Origin of the sequence: Bradyrhizobium sp. NBAIM03 (genome assembly GCF_020194055.1) — a bacterium.
Classification (GTDB): domain Bacteria; phylum Pseudomonadota; class Alphaproteobacteria; order Rhizobiales; family Xanthobacteraceae; genus Bradyrhizobium; species Bradyrhizobium yuanmingense.
The window spans coordinates 40,590-55,777 of record NZ_JADYVS010000011.1 but is presented as its reverse complement, the minus strand read 5'-3'; the positions used below and the strand labels follow the sequence as shown (position 1 = coordinate 55,777).

Genomic DNA, 15,188 nt, shown 5'->3' with positions numbered 1-15,188 from the left:
ACTCCGATCAGACCGATTTCGGTTCGACGAACATCCTGCCCTTCATCTCCATATGCATGGCGTGGCAGAACCAGGAGCAATAATACCAGTAGACGCCTGGCTTGTCGGCCGTGAAGGTCACCGACGCGGTGGCCATCGGCCCGATCTCCATGTTGATGCCGTAGTTGACGATGCAGAACCCGTGCGTCAGGTCTTCGACCGCGTCGATGTTGGTGACGAAGACGGTCACTTCGTCACCTTGCTTGACCTGGAACTGATCGAGTCCGTAGGCCGGCGCGGTCGAAGTCATATAGACCCGCACCTTGTTGCCGTCGCGGATCACCTTGGAATCCGCCTCGAGGTTGATGCCGTCGGCCTTGGCCTGCTTGACCGCATCCGCAAAGATCGGATCCGCGCGGTCATAGATCGAGACGGGGTTGATCTTGGAGCGGTGGACGATGGTCGCGTCATGCGGCTCGGCGAAGCTCGGGCCGTCATGCACGAGCTTCATCTGATCGCCCGAGATGTCGATCAGCTGATCGTTCTCCGGCTTGAGCGGGCCGACGTTCAGGAAGCGGTCCTTCGAGAACTTGTTCAGCGAGATGAGCCATTTTCCATCCGCCTCCTTGGTCTGGCCCATCGAGGTGTGGTTGTGGCCCGGCTGATAGTGCACGTCGAGCTTCTGGAGGATGGGATTGACCTTCTCGCCCTTGAAGGCGCGCTTGGCGAGGTCGATGTTCCACTTGCAGACCTGGCTGTCGAGGAAAAGGGTGGTGTAGGCGTTGCCCTTGCCGTCATAGGCCGTGTGCAGCGGGCCGAGGCCAAGCTCCGGTTCTGCAACGACAACGTCGCGCGGCTTGATCTTGTCATCGAACAGGTCGTCGAATTTGCGGACGTCCATCACAGTCACGGTGGGCGAGAGCTTTCCGGCCGCCACGATGTGGATGCCGTCCGGAGCGGTGTTCATGCCATGCGGATTGTTCGAGACCGGAACGTAGCGGGTGTAGGCCGAACCCTTGCGGCCGTCGATCACGGGCACGCCGTTCATCTCCTTGAAGTCGCCCTTCTTCACGGCCTCTTCGATCCGCTTGATGTTGAAGATGACGACCCAGTCCTGTTCGCTGGCGGTCATTTCCGCGAGAGTGACGCCTTCCTCACCGTTGTAGCAGGTCGCAAAGCAGTACTTGCCCTGGTAATCGGCATCGACATTGTCGAGGTTGCCGCTGACGATCACCTGCCAGGCTACCTTCATCGTGTCGCCGTCGATCGCACTGAAGATCGAGCGATACTGCTTGGGATCGTCCAGGATCTTGCCGTCATTGGGCAGCGGCACGCCATCCTCGCCGTTGGCGAAGACATAGCCCGTGCGCGGATATTTCTGCAGGCGGAGGCCGTGAACGGTGTGCTGGTTCGGCAGTTCGATGATCTTGTCGCACTTCATGATGTCGAGCCGCACCCGCGCGACGCGGCTATTGGCCTTGTCGTTCATGAAGGCATAGCGACCGTCATAGGTGCCGTCCGTGAACGAAATGTGCGGGTGGTGGAGGTCGCCGTTCAGGTAGGTGCCGCCGCGGTTCTTCAGGAACTCGCGGGTCGCAGGTTGCATCCCCTCGGTCAGAACCTTGATGCTTTCGTTGGTCTGCCCCCAGCCGGTCGCGCTGCAGCGATTGAAAACCGGAACGCGCATCAATTCGCGCATCGAGGGAAGGCCGACGACCCGCATCTCTCCGGACTGGCCGCTGGAGAAGAACACGTAATATTCGTCGAGCTCGCCGGGCGCGACCTCGGTCTTGTGAACGGCCGGCCGGGCTGCCGGTGCTTTCGGCGCGGCATTCTTGGTCTGCGCGTCCGCAGGCGCGACGAATCCGCCGTCCTTCAGCATCACTCCGCCGGCAAGGCCCACGCCCGCTGCGGCCGCCGTCGTTCCGAGCACGGTTCGTCGGCTGACGCCCTTGGTTTTTTCGTTTTCACTCATGATTGCCTCCTCGGCTTCGGGTTCAGTTTGGGGGTGGAGAGAGGACTGCCGATGCGGCAACGGGCTTGCCACCGGCGGTAATGACGGTCGCGGGACCCTTGCCGCCGGAGCGCATCGAGGGCGACGACATCGCCGCGAACTTCTCGCGCTTGAGCCGCACCTGGATCATGTGCGGGCAGCGGTGGTCGTCGTAATAGAGTTCCTGACAATGCATGCAGTAGATGCATTCGTTGACGTTGATGTGCCCCTCGGGATGGATCGACTGCACCGGGCATTCCTTGGCGCAGCGCTGACACGGCGAGCCGCATTCTTCCCAGCGGCGCAGCCATTCGAACGTCCGCATGCGCCCGGGAATCGCGAGCGCCGCGCCGAGCGGACAGAGGTAGCGACAGAAGAAGCGCTCGATGAAGAGGCCGATGACGAGCAGGGCGACTGCATAGGCCACGAACGGCCAGCTTCGTGAGAATTTCAGGATGATCGCGGTCTTGAACGGCTCGACCTCGGCAAATCGCTCGGCCATCTCGACGGAGTAGAGCGACAGCCCGAACAGTCCGAGAAAGATGATGTACTTGATCGGCCATAGCCGTTCATGCAGTCCCCACGGCACCGTTATTTGCGGCACCTTCAGCCATTTCGCAGCCGTGTTGGTGAGCTCCTGCAGTGCGCCAAAGGGACACAGCCAACCGCAGAACGGTCCGCGCCCCCAGAACAGGAGCCCGCCGGCCGTCGCCGCCCATAGAATGAAGATCAGCGGCGCGGCGAGGAAGAATTCCCAGTGGAAGCCGGTCACCAGCGCGTTGGTGAAGGTGACGACGTTGACGACGGAGAGCTGCGCGTTGGCGTACCAGCCGAGCCAGACCAGAACGAAGGCGAGATAGCCCCGCCGCACCCAGGTGTAGAGCACCGGGCGGCGCACCAAGAGGTTTTGGAAGAAGAAGACGCCGGTGAGGGCGGCCAGCATGAAGGCGGTGATGGCGATCGAGACCGTGCTCGATCGCCAGATCCGCATCCAGAGTGGCTCGTCCGCCTCCGCCGGCGGGGCGGCCGCGACGGCTGCCTGCGAGGGCGGAGGCGCTGCGCTCTCTGGCACGGTCACGGCCCGCTGCTCGCGGCGTATGTAGCTATCGGGCAGGATGTAGTTGACGTCGAAGGTCAGGAACGCCTTGTCGCGGCCGCCGAGGCTGCGCTGCACCAGGAGCTGAAGCTGCCACGGCTGCGTTGGATCCAGCGTGAACTCGGGAGGCGTGACGAACAGCGCGACTTCCCTGAACTCCGGCGCGCCGACCGCGTCCAGCGCACCAAGGCGGGTATGGTTCCGGTCGCGGAAGCGGGTGCTGTTGCCTTCCTGCAGGATTTCGATCCGATCGAAGATACCACCGCGCACATAGGCCGAGCCCTTGAAGGAGTAGGGGCCGTTGCCGGCGACGATGATCGCCTGCTGTCCGGGCTTAAGGCCCTCCTTCAAGCGTCGATAGCCATCCTCGCCAAGGAGGCTGCGGCCGATCGTGGGCGCACTCGCGAGGGCGACGTAAAGATCGATGAAGGTGTCGTTCGCGTCACCCGGTTCGGGATATTGAGTCGCCGCCGCGCTGCCGGATTTTGCAAAGGCGTCGTTGATGTCGCCGATCCCGAGATGAAGCCGGCGGATCGAACCGTCGCCGACGAGGCTCTCCCAGTCGCGGACTTCGCTGTGTTCGAGATCCAGCGTCTTGATGGCGGGGGGCAGGGCAGCTGAAACCGCCGCGCCGTTGCCGCCGCCAACACGGCCGCTTCGGATCAGCTTGGACGCCGCACGAACGATGCTGTCGCCCATCACCAGCACGGTGACGGTTGCGCCGCTGACGATGTCGACCTGCGGTGGCCTCTCGGCACCACTTGCGACCGGCTTCATGTCCTTGCCGATCAGCGCGTTCACGGCAGCGATGATGCGCGCCTCGGGAATGCCGACCAGCACGATCGGCTCCTTGTGATCGAGGAGCTTGATGCCGGTGATGACGCCGTTGGGGTCGATTCCAGCCAGCAAGTGAATCGGTTTGCCGGAGTAGCCGACGGTGTTGGCGAAGTCGGAGTTCAGGAACACGAAACCTTGGAGCTGGTCACCACGATAGACGGGCACGATGGGCGGATCGCCCTGCGGAGGTCCGAAGCGCTCGGCGCTTGGGAAGAAGTCAGCAGGCGATGTTTTGGAAAGATAACCCGCAAGATTTCCTGCGGCGCATGCGGGTTCGAGCCACAGCGTTGCACAGATCGCAAAGAGGACGGCGAGCAACGGGCCGCCGAGCCAATCGTTTGCGGTTGCGGAACAACTCCGGGCCATGAGCACCACAGGTGGAACAGCCGCCCCAAACGAGGACAGCTTTTCATTCGATTTCGAAAGTTTGATGTCCCGGGATCGCCGCTGACGCCGGGTTGGCAGGCTCATTGCCTGAGCCGAATTGACTCGCGTCAATACAGCCTTGTTAGTATCCGGACACGATGCCTCATTGCGCTGGATCAAACAGCGAAGGAATTCGGCAATGCCTCTGCTTCGAAAGGCTCTCCTGGGAGCCGAGCCGACCGGTACCTTGCAGTCGCTTGATGAGCTGTTCGCGCTCGCGCATGCCATGGAACAGGAGGCCGCGAACAGGTACAGCGGATTTGCCGATGAGATGCGTCGGCAGACCAAGAACGACTTGGCGGCGGTATTCACCCAACTCGCAGCCGCGGAACGCGAGCACGTCGACAGCGTCGCACGATGGTCGCAATCGCGCTGCGGCAAGGATCCGGATCCTGCGCTGGTGCGCTGGGAAGCGCCCGAGACCTTCGATGCAGAGACCGCCGCTGAGGTGAACACCTCCCGGCTTTTGACGCCGTACCGCGCGTTAGCGATGGCAGTGCGCAATGAGGAACGGGCCTTCGCATTCTGGTCCTACCTGGCGGCCTATTCCCGGGATCCTGAAGTCAAGAAGGCGTCCGAGGCCATGGCAAGGGAGGAACTCGGCCATGTCGCCGCGCTGCGGAAGGAGAGGCGGCGCGCATATCGCCACGAACACGAACGGAGCCGTGCCGAGACGTCGGCGGAGCCTCGACCGCCGCATATCGACGCGCAGCGGCTCGAGCTCCGCCTGGCCGCGCAACTTGCCGAGATGGAACCACGCCTGGGCGGGCCAGCGGCGGTCCGGATAAGGGGCATTCGCCAACAGGCAATCGAGATGGCCGACGCCGCCGTGGGTGCGGGAAGCTTTCCGGCGCCCTTGGAGCGCAAAGGCCCATTGGAGGTCGCCGAAGCGCTCGTCGACGGCTACCTCGAAGGCGCCGAACGGGCGACCGATGCGGCCCACCTCGAACGCCTGCAGCGACTGGCAGAGCAAGCGATCTCGAGATTGGCTTGGCTCCGATCGCTGTCGGCGGCGTAACGCGCTTGCGGCAATCGTGGCTATGGGTGCCCTCGATCGCATGGCGGCTTGTCCGAAGGACAGTGGCCGGCAGGCCGTCGAAAGCGTCCCAGACGGAATCTCAGGGTGGGCCTCGATGCGATGCGAGCGGTCGGATGCCGTCGCCAGAGCAAAATCCACAATTCGCATAAGGTATATTATGGAATATATTTATGTACAATGAAATCAATCATTTGGGCGGAATTGCTGACATCCGACCTTCGCCAAAGCCCGTATCTCCGTCTGCGCGTCGGCCGTCGTCTTAGCTCTTGACGTCTACTGTGCATGGGGTTGTTTTTCAGATTTTGAAACGGGTCGAGGTCTGCGAAAGCCGATATTGCCGTGACCTTGTCCGGCTGCAATAAGCGAGGCATCCGCGAGATCGCAGATGACCCTAAGGCGGACCGCCCGTATAGGTTTGCATCTCAGAACAACAACAAACCTTCCGAGGAAGCAGACCCATGGTCCTTTCCACGCGCTATTCCCGACGCACGCTTCTCAAGGCTTCCGCCGCGACCGCGGTCCTGGGCGGCCTCGGTGCGCCCCATGTGGCCCGCGCCCAGAGCGCCGAGTTCACCTACAAGTACGCCAATAACCTGCCCGACACCCATCCGCTCAACGTCCGTGCCAAGGAGATGGCGGCGGCGATCAAGACCGAGACAGGCGGCAAGTTCGACCTGCAAATCTTCCCGAACAATCAGCTCGGCTCCGACACCGACATGCTGAGCCAGATCCGCTCCGGCGGCGTCGAGTTCTTCACGCTGTCCGGCCTGATCCTGTCGACCCTGGTGCCGGCGGCGTCCATCAACGGCATCGGCTTCGCGTTCCCGGACTACGACACGGTCTGGAAGGCCATGGACGGCGATCTCGGCGCCCATGTCCGCGGCGAGATCAAGAAGGCCGGCCTCGAGGTCATGGACAAGATCTGGGACAACGGCTTCCGCCAGACCACGTCGTCGACCAGGCCGATCGCCGGGCCTGACGATCTCAAGGGCTTCAAGATCCGCGTGCCGGTGTCGCCGCTGTGGACCTCGATGTTCAAGGCGTTCGATGCCGCGCCCGCCTCGATCAATTTCAGCGAGGTTTATTCCGCACTCCAGACCAAGATCGTCGAGGGCCAGGAGAACCCGCTGGCCATCATCTCGACCGGCAAGCTCTACGAGGTGCAGAAGTACTGCTCGCTGACCAACCACATGTGGGACGGATTCTGGTTCCTGGCCAACCGCAGAGCCTGGGAAAAGCTGCCGCAGGACGTGCGCACCGTCGTCGCCAGGAACATCAATGCCGCCGCCGTTAGGGAGCGTGAAGATACCGCCAAGCTGAACGCCAACCTGCAGCAGGAGCTCGCGGGCAAGGGCCTGGCCTTCAACCAGCCGGCCATCGCGCCGTTCCGCGACAAGCTGCGCTCCGCCGGCTTCTATGCCGAATGGAAGGGCAAATATGGCGATCAGGCTTGGGAGCTTCTGGAGAAAGCCGTCGGCAAGCTGTCGTAGCGCATTGGGGCCGTCGAGGTCGGTATCAGATGGCTCACGTCGAGATCGAGGTGACCGAAGCGGTGGGCGAGGTGACGTTGCAGTCCCCTCGCCGACCTTCGCTGCTGGCCTCAGTTGAGCGCGTGCTTGGCCTCGTCGTCGAAATCCCGACGGCGATCCTGGTGGTCGCCGAGATCGTGATCCTGTTTGCCGGGGTGGTCGCACGCTATGGCCTGCACCGGCCGCTGATCTGGTCGGACGAGCTCGCCTCGATCCTGTTCCTGTGGCTCGCCATGCTGGGCGCGGCGGTTGCGTTCCGCCGCTCCGAGCACATGCGCATGACGGCGGTCGTCGCCAACGCCAGGCCGGCGATGCGGGCCTATCTCGATCTGGTCGCGACCTCCGCGGCCCTGGCGTTCCTGATCCTGATTGTGTGGCCGGCCTGCGACTACGCCTATGAAGAAAGCTACATCACGACGCCGGCGCTGCAGATCTCCAATATGTGGCGCGCCGCCGCGCTGCCGGCCGGCATCGGCCTGATGGCGGCCTTTGCCCTGCTGCGGCTCGCGCGCGCCGCCGACCACCGCATGGTTGCGGCCGCCGTGCTGTCGGTTGCGGTCGTGATCGGCCTGTTCTGGCTGGCCGAGCCATTGCTGCGACCGCTCGGCAATCTCAACCTCATCATCTTCTTCGTCGGCGTCGCCGGCTTCTGCGTCTTTGCCGGGGTTCCCATTGCGTTCGGCTTTGGTCTTGCGATCTACGGCTATCTCGCGCTGACCACGCGCACGCCGGTCATGGTGCTGGTCGGGCGCATGGACGAGGGCATGAGCCACCTCATCCTGCTTTCCGTGCCGCTGTTCGTGTTTCTGGGGTTACTGATCGAGATGACCGGCATGGCGCGGGCCATGGTGGCGTTCCTGGCAAGCCTGCTCGGCCATATCAGGGGCGGCCTGCATTACGTGCTGGTCGGCGCGATGTACCTCGTCTCCGGCATCTCTGGCGCCAAGGCGGCCGACATGGCGGCAGTCGCGCCCGTGCTGTTCCCGGAGATGAAAGAGCGCGGCGCCAAGCCCGGCGATCTCGTCGCGCTGCTGGCGGCCACCGGCGCCCAGACCGAGACCATCCCGCCCAGCCTCGTGCTGATCACGATCGGCTCAGTCACGGGCGTCTCGATCGCCGCCCTCTTCACCGGCGGCCTCCTGCCCGGCGTCGTGCTCGCCGTCACGCTCTGCATGCTGGTGTGGTGGCGCTACCGCCACGAGGACATGAGCCACGTCCGCCGCGCGACGGCATCCGAGATCGGCAAGACCTTCGTCGTCGCCCTGCCCGCGCTCGCGCTGCCCTTCGTGATCCGCTATGCCGTGGTCGAGGGCATCGCGACCGCGACCGAAGTCTCCACCATCGGCATCGTCTATGGCGCCCTCGTGGGCCTTCTGATCTACCGCCGCTTCGACTGGCGGCGGCTGTTTCCGATGCTCGTCGAGACCGCCGCGCTGTCGGGTGCGATCCTCCTGATCATCGGCACGGCGACCGGCATGGCCTGGGGCCTGACCCAATCCGGCTTCTCGCGCTCGCTGGCTGCAGCCATGACGGGATTGCCGGGCGGGGCTGCGACCTTCATCGCCGTGTCGATCCTGGCCTTCACCATCCTCGGCAGCGTGCTGGAGGGCATCCCGGCGATCGTGCTGTTCGGACCGCTGCTGTTTCCGATCGCCCGCGCCGTCGGCGTGCACGAGGTGCACTACGCCATGGTGATCATTCTCGCCATGGGTATCGGGCTATTCGCCCCGCCCTTCGGCGTCGGCTATTATGCCGCCTGCGCCATCGGGCGCGTCGATCCGGCCGAAGGCATCAGGCCGATCTGGGGCTATCTGCTGGCGCTGCTGGTGGGATTGATCATCGTCGCGATCTTTCCCTGGATCTCGATCGGATTTCTTTGATGCGGTTAAAGGAGGGTGTCGATGAGCGAGCGACAGAATCCGTACAATATCGGCCTCGACAAGACGCAAGCCAACTATGTGCCGCTGAGCCCGCTGAGCTTCCTCGCGCGCAGCGCCGCGGTCTATCCCGATCACGTCAGTACGGTCTATGAAGGCCGCAGCTTCACCTGGGCTCAGACCTATGAGCGCTGCCGGCGGTTCGCCTCGTGGCTTTCGAGCAAGGGCATCGGCGTCGGCGACACCGTCGCGGCGATGCTGCCGAACATTCCCGCGATGAACGAGGCGCACTTCGCGGTGCCCATGACCGGCGCCGTGCTCAACGCGCTCAACATCCGCCTCGATGCGCCTTCGATCGCGTTCCAGCTCGATCATGGCGGCGCGAAAATCATCCTGGTCGATCCAGAGTTTTCAGGCGTCATCACTGCGGCCCTGGCGCAGATGACCGGCCCCAAGCCGCTGGTGGTCGACGTCGACGATGCATCGTTCAAGGGCGGCACCCGCATCGGCGAGATCGAATACGAGGCAGCCGTCGCCGAAGGCGATCCAAGCTTCGCGCCGATCACGCCGAGCGATGAATGGGACGCGATTGCGCTGAGCTACACCTCGGGCACGACGGGCAATCCCAAGGGCGTCGTCACCCATCATCGCGGCGCCTATCTGAACGCCGTCAGCAACATCCTCGCCGGCAATCTCGGCCAGCATCCGGTCTATCTCTGGACGCTGCCGATGTTCCACTGCAACGGCTGGTGCTTTCCCTGGACCATTGCGGCGGCCGCCGGCATCAATGTCTGCCTGCGCAAGGTCGAGCCGACCAGGATCTTCGAGCTGATCAAGCAACACGGCGTCACCCATATGTGCGGCGCGCCGATCGTCTACAACACGCTGATCAACGCGCCCGATGCACCAAAGGGCGATGCGGCCCGCCGCGTCGTCGGCCTGATCGCGGGCGCCGCGCCGCCGGTCGCGGTGCTGGAAGGCGCCGAAAGCATCGGCATCAAGCTGACGCACGTCTACGGCCTGACCGAGGTCTACGGCCCCGCCTCGGTCTGCGCCGAGCAGCCGGGCTGGGATGACCTGCCCGCCGCCGAGCGCGCGCGCATGAAGCGCCGGCAGGGCGTGCCCTACCCGCTGCAGGAAAGCGTCACCGTGATCAACCCGCAAACGATGCAGCAGGTGCCGCGCGACGGCGAGACGATCGGCGAGGTCATGTTCCGCGGCAACATCGTGATGAAGGGCTACCTGAAGAACGAGAAGGCGACCAGGGAAGCTTTCGAAGGCGGCTGGTTCCACACCGGCGATCTCGGCGTGCTCGACGAGCACGGCTACGTCATCATCAAGGATCGCTCCAAGGACATCATCATCTCCGGGGGCGAGAACATTTCCTCGGTCGAGGTCGAGGACATCCTCTACAAGCACCCGGCCGTGCTGTTCGCGGCCGTGGTGGCAAAGCCCGATCCGAAATGGGGTGAAGTGCCCTGCGCCTTCGTCGAACTGAAAGAGGGCGCCAGTGCCAGCGAGGCGGATATCATCGCCTTCTGCCGCAGCCAGATGTCCGGCTTCAAGACGCCGAAGGCGGTCGTGTTCGGGCCGATCCCGAAGACGTCCACGGGCAAGATCCAAAAGTTCCTGCTGCGCAACGAAGTCGGCTCGGTGAAGGCGATCTCGGCCTGACCAGCGGCCAAAGAAGCTTCCGCCCGCCTGCGGCGGGTGGAAGCTCTCTCATCCTCACATCTTCTTGTAGGCGTCGAGCACCGCCTGACCGTCGGCCCCTGCCTTCTTAAGCCAGTCGGCCGTGAGCTGGTCGCCGATCTTCTGGAAGCCGGCCTTCAGTGCCGGGCTCGGCGGCTCGACAGTCATGCCTTTGGCCTTGAGCTGACCGAGGTACCAATTGGCCTTCTCTTCCCAAGCCTTCCAGCCGCGCGTCTCCGCGGTGGCGGCGGCCTTCAGGATGGCCTCCTGGGTCGGCTTGTCGAGCGCCTCGAACGCAGCCTTGTTGACGAAAGTGTAGTTCTTCGGAATCCAGGCCTGCACGTCATAGAAGTATTTGAGCGACTCCCACGCCTTCGAATCGTAGCCGGTGCCGCCCGACGACATGAAGGAGTTCACCACGCCGGTCGCCAACGCCTGTGGCAGTTCCGCAGCCTGGATCGTGACCGATTGCGCGCCGACCAGTTCGCCGATCCGCGCGGTCCCGACATTGTAGGCGCGCCACTTCAGACCCTTCATGTCCTCGATCGTGGCCAGCGGCTTGTTGACGTAGACGCCCTGCGGTGCCCACGGCACCACGAACAGCAGCTTGAGACCTTGCGCGTCGAGCTTCTTGGCGATCGCAGGCTTGGAGGCCTGATACAGCTTCGTCGCCTCGGGGAAGCTGGTCGCGAGGAACGGCACGACGTCGACGCCGAAGATCGGGTCTTCGTTCTCGTGGATCGACAGCAGCACCTCACCCATCTGCGCCTGCCCGGTCACCACGGCGCGCTTGATGTCGGGGGCCTTGAACAGCGAGGCGCCCGGATGAACCGTGATCTGGAGCTTGCCCGAGGTGGCGGCTTCGACGTCCTTGGCGAACGCGACCAGGTTTTCGGAGTGCGGATTGTCCGCAGGATACGCTGCCGGCAGGTTCCATTTGGTCTGAGCCAAGGCAGGTGTCGCGGCCAGCACAACGCCAGCAATCAAAGATGCGTGGAATAAACGAGACATCATCGGACTTCTCCTCACAGTCGATCTAGAGAACGGGTACGCTCAGTCTGGGAAAGCGAGCTTCGGCAGGAACGTCACGATCTGCGGATACTCCGTGATGATGAAGACCGCAGCGAGCAATAGCACGAAGAACGGGAAGGCCGCCCGCGCGACCGTGAACGTATCGCGGCCGCTCATGTTCTGGAGCACGAACAGGTTGAACCCCACCGGCGGCGTGATCTGCGCCATTTCGACGTGGATGATCAGATAGACGCCGAACCAGACCAGGTCGAGGCCGGCCTGCCTGACCATGGGCAGCACGATGACAGCGGTCAGAACGATCATCGAGATGCCGTCGATCAGGCAACCCAGGATGATGTACATGATGCTCAGATACAGCGCCAGCATGCTCGGCGTGAGCTGCTGGCCCTGGACCCAGGTGGCGAGCGCGGCCGGAATCCCCGTATAGGCCATCGCCGCCGTGGTGTAGGCCGCGCCTGCCAGGATCAGCATGATCATGCAGGTCAGGCGCGTCGCGCTCATGATGCTCTCGAGGAAGTTCTTGCGCGTGAGCGTGCCGCTCCACCAAGCCAGCAGCAGCGCGCCGGAAACGCCCCAGGCCGCGCACTCCGTCGCCGTCGCAAAGCCGAGAACGAGTGACAGGAATACCGCCAGGATCAGCAGCAGGCAGGGCGCGAGCTTGGCGGACTCGCGCAGCTTCTGCCGGAGCGGCATCGGCGGATCGCGCGGCGGAACCTTTGTCGGGTTGAGCAGCGACCAGATGATGATGTAGCCGGAATAGAGCGCGATCACGAGCAATCCCGGCAGGAAGCCGCCGAGAAACACTTGAAGCACGGAGACGTTCGCCGTGACGGCATAGACCACCATCGGAATCGACGGCGGGATCAGCAGGCCGAGCGTGCCCGAGCCCGCCAGCGATCCGAGGCTCAGGCCCTTGTCATAGCCGCGCTTGTCGAGCTCCGGCAGCGCGATCTTGCCGATCGTCGCGCAGGTCGCCGCCGACGAACCCGACACCGCCGCGAAGATGCCGCAGCCGATCACGTTCACATGTGTCAGCCGTCCCGGCAGCCACTGCACCCAGGGCGACAGGCCGCGGAACATTTCCTCCGACAATTTGGTGCGGAAGAGAATCTCTCCCATCCAGATGAACAACGGCAGGGCCGCCAGCGTCCAGGATGAGCTCGCGCTCCAGGTGGTGGTCGCAAGCACGGTGCCGAGCGGCAGGCTCGTGGTGAGCGCCATCGCCACGAAGCCGACCAGCCCGAGCGAGACCGCGATCCAGACGCCGCTTCCCAGCAGCAGGATCATGACGCCGAGCAGGACGAAGGACAGCTCGATCATGCCGAGACTGGCCATGGTCAGCCCCCACCGCCCTGCGAGATGCGTTCGACGAACTCTTCCGGAGTTTCGTCGGGCGAGCCCTTCTCGTAGCTCGGACGGTTGCCGCCGATGACGTTGACCATCTCGTCGATCAGCGCGATCGACAGGATCACGAGGCCGCCGGCGAAGCCGAGCTGGGGAATCCAGAGCGGAAGCGCGACCACGCCCTGCGCCACGTCGTTGAAGCGCCAGGAATCGTAGGTCATCTGCACAGCATGACGGGTGAAGTAGAGAATGAAGGCAGCGGCAATGCCGAGCGCCACGACCTCCGCGATCTGCTTGGTCCGCCCGTGCAAGCGCTCCAGCAACAGGCCGACGCGGATCATCTCTCCGCGCTTGAAGGTGTGAGCGAGGCCGAGGAACGCCATCGCCGCCATGCACCAGGACGCAAAATCATCGCCGGCGGGAATGTTGAGCGCAAACTGGCGCCCGACCGACATCACCATCATGATTGCGAAGATCGCGACCAGGAAGACGCCCGCGGCATAGCCCGCGCCGAGATAGAGGAGGTCCAGCGCGCGTCGTACCGGTCCCTGAGTCGCTACATCGTCCTCTGCCAACGCGATCCCCATCCTCACACGATGCGACTCGACGGACCGATAGCATCCGACTGCCGGTCCTGTTTGAATATCGCCCTGCCCAACGCCTGTCTTTCAGACGTTAGATCAACATGATGGGGCCGGTGCAAGCAAGGTCTATGCCGGCTGGCAGGAGAATTTCCACCGCGGGTTTAGTGCGTCTCGAGCCGCAGCCCGTCATAGGCCGGCACCACGCCAGGGGGCAGCGACTGCCGGATAACCTCATAATCGACGTCGGCGGTCATGTTGGTGATGACCGCGCGCTTCGGCTTGAAGCGCTCGATCCAGGACAGCGCGTCGTTAATGCTGAAATGGCTGACATGGCCGGTGTAGCGCAGGCCGTCGACGATCCAGAGATCGAGATTTTCCAGCGCCCCCCAGCTCTCGCGCGGGATATCATTGAGATCAGGCGTGTAGGCCGCATCCCCGATGCGGTAGCCGAGCGCGGGGATGTTGCCGTGCTGCACCAGAAAGGCGGTCATCGTCACCGCGCCGCCCTTCCCCAGAATGGTCTGGCTTTCTCCCGCCTCGATCGAATGCCGCGTCAGGATCGGCGGATAATCGCTGCCCTCGGGCGAGATGAAGCAATAGGAGAACCGCGACAGGATGTCCTTGGCGGTCGACTGGTTGAAATAGGTTGGAATGCGCCGGCGCATGTGCATGACGACCGAGCGCAGATCATCCATGCCGTGGGTCTGGTCGGCATGTTCGTGCGTCAGGAACACCGCGTCGATGTGGTCGACATTGGTCGAGAGCAATTGTTCGCGCAGGTCCGGCGAGGTGTCGATCACGATGCGTGTCGTGCCGTGCTCGGACGTCCGTTCGACCAGCAGCGAGCAGCGGCGACGGCGGTTCTTGGGATTGTTGGGATCACAGGCGCCCCAGCCGAGCGCCGGGCGCGGCACGCCGGCGGAGGAGCCGCAGCCCAGGATCGTCAGCGTCAGCGTCATGTGGCTCCCAGTCTCAAGCTTTCACCTTCGAGAACAGGCGGAAGAAGTTCTCGCTGGTCTGGCGCGAGATCTCGTCAACGGACACGCCCCGCGTCTCGGCGAGCACTCTTGCGACCTCGACCACGTAGGCCGGCTCGTTGCGCTTGCCCCGAAACTTGCCGGGCGCAAGGTAAGGCGAGTCCGTTTCAATTAGAATACGGTCGGAGGGCAGTTCGGCTGCGAGCGCGCGTAAGGCCTCCGATTTCTTGAAGGTCAGGATTCCCGTGAAGCCGATATAGAGCCCGAGCGACACCGCCGTCAGCGCCAGCTCGCGCCCGCCCGTGTAACAGTGCAGGACGGCGCGAAATGATCCCTTCGCGGCCTCCTCTTCCAGGATGCGCGCGCAGTCCTCGTCGGCGTCGCGGGTGTGGATCACCAGCGGCAGGCCGGTGGCACGGGCAGCGGCGATGTGGGAGCGAAAGCCCCTTGCCTGCGCTTCCGGCGAGCCGTTGTCGTAGAAATAGTCGAGCCCGGCCTCGCCGAGCGCGACGACCTTTGGGTGCTGGGTCAGCGCAATCAGCTCATCCGGCGCGATGCCGTCCTCCTCGTCCGCATGATGCGGATGGGTGCCGACCGAGCAATAGACGTCGTCATAGCGCTCCGCGATGGCGAGCAGGTCCTGCAGCCGCCGGACCCGCGTCGAGATCGTGACCATGCGGGCGATCCCGGCGGCTCGCGCCCGCGACACGATACCGTCGAGATCTTCCGCAAAGTCCGGAAAATCCAGATGGCAATGACTGTCGACCAGCATCGTGCGAACGC

11 protein-coding genes are annotated in these 15,188 nt (G+C 63.8%); 4 read left to right on the top strand and 7 right to left on the bottom strand.

Features of this window, described 5'->3' with window-relative positions; genetic code table 11:
- Positions 1 to 7 precede the first annotated feature (7 nt).
- Together nosZ and I6F21_RS18385 are read right to left on the bottom strand one after the other, a co-directional pair.
- The gene (gene nosZ, locus I6F21_RS18390) at positions 8 to 1,954 is read right to left on the bottom strand and encodes a TAT-dependent nitrous-oxide reductase (RefSeq protein ID WP_128261662.1); all 1,947 of its coding nucleotides are present in this window, start codon (positions 1,952 to 1,954) and stop codon (positions 8 to 10) included.
- A 22-nt stretch (positions 1,955 to 1,976) separates the two neighbouring features.
- Positions 1,977 to 4,271, bottom strand: a complete 2,295-nt coding sequence (locus I6F21_RS18385) for a NosR/NirI family protein (protein ID WP_225140882.1) — start codon at positions 4,269 to 4,271, stop codon at positions 1,977 to 1,979.
- A gap of 199 nt (positions 4,272 to 4,470) precedes the next feature.
- On the opposite strand from I6F21_RS18385, the gene I6F21_RS18380 reads away from it, so the two are divergent.
- The 4 genes from I6F21_RS18380 to I6F21_RS18365 all read left to right on the top strand — a co-directional run bounded on the left by I6F21_RS18380 (position 4,471) and on the right by I6F21_RS18365 (position 10,450).
- Positions 4,471 to 5,349 carry a ferritin family protein gene (locus tag I6F21_RS18380; RefSeq protein ID WP_225140884.1) on the top strand — a complete coding sequence of 293 codons (879 nt, stop codon included), beginning with the start codon at positions 4,471 to 4,473 and terminating at the stop codon, positions 5,347 to 5,349.
- Between the two features lie 479 nt (positions 5,350 to 5,828).
- The gene (locus tag I6F21_RS18375) at positions 5,829 to 6,860 is read left to right on the top strand and encodes a TRAP transporter substrate-binding protein (protein ID WP_109143763.1); all 1,032 of its coding nucleotides are present in this window, start codon (positions 5,829 to 5,831) and stop codon (positions 6,858 to 6,860) included.
- A gap of 29 nt (positions 6,861 to 6,889) precedes the next feature.
- Positions 6,890 to 8,779 (top strand): TRAP transporter large permease subunit, encoded by a 1,890-nt coding sequence (locus I6F21_RS18370; RefSeq protein ID WP_225140886.1) that lies wholly within the window; start codon positions 6,890 to 6,892, stop codon positions 8,777 to 8,779.
- Positions 8,780 to 8,800: 21 nt separating this feature from the next.
- Positions 8,801 to 10,450 (top strand): acyl-CoA synthetase, encoded by a 1,650-nt coding sequence (locus tag I6F21_RS18365; RefSeq protein WP_225140887.1) that lies wholly within the window; start codon positions 8,801 to 8,803, stop codon positions 10,448 to 10,450.
- Between the two features lie 54 nt (positions 10,451 to 10,504).
- Here the strand turns inward: I6F21_RS18365 and I6F21_RS18360 are convergent, their stop codons facing one another.
- From I6F21_RS18360 to I6F21_RS18340, 5 genes are all read right to left on the bottom strand, one after another.
- Positions 10,505 to 11,482 carry a TRAP transporter substrate-binding protein gene (locus I6F21_RS18360; RefSeq protein ID WP_035999237.1) on the bottom strand — a complete coding sequence of 326 codons (978 nt, stop codon included), beginning with the start codon at positions 11,480 to 11,482 and terminating at the stop codon, positions 10,505 to 10,507.
- 39 nt (positions 11,483 to 11,521) lie between these two features.
- Complete coding sequence (locus tag I6F21_RS18355; protein ID WP_035999234.1) at positions 11,522 to 12,835, bottom strand: TRAP transporter large permease subunit; 1,314 nt, start codon at positions 12,833 to 12,835, stop codon at positions 11,522 to 11,524.
- A gap of 2 nt (positions 12,836 to 12,837) precedes the next feature.
- A complete protein-coding gene (locus I6F21_RS18350) occupies positions 12,838 to 13,431 on the bottom strand; it encodes a TRAP transporter small permease (protein WP_035999231.1) in 594 nt (197 codons plus the stop codon).
- Between the two features lie 158 nt (positions 13,432 to 13,589).
- The gene (locus I6F21_RS18345) at positions 13,590 to 14,387 is read right to left on the bottom strand and encodes an MBL fold metallo-hydrolase (protein WP_225183355.1); all 798 of its coding nucleotides are present in this window, start codon (positions 14,385 to 14,387) and stop codon (positions 13,590 to 13,592) included.
- A gap of 13 nt (positions 14,388 to 14,400) precedes the next feature.
- Positions 14,401 to 15,177 (bottom strand): TatD family hydrolase, encoded by a 777-nt coding sequence (locus I6F21_RS18340; protein WP_225140889.1) that lies wholly within the window; start codon positions 15,175 to 15,177, stop codon positions 14,401 to 14,403.
- Positions 15,178 to 15,188: the final 11 nt, after the last annotated feature.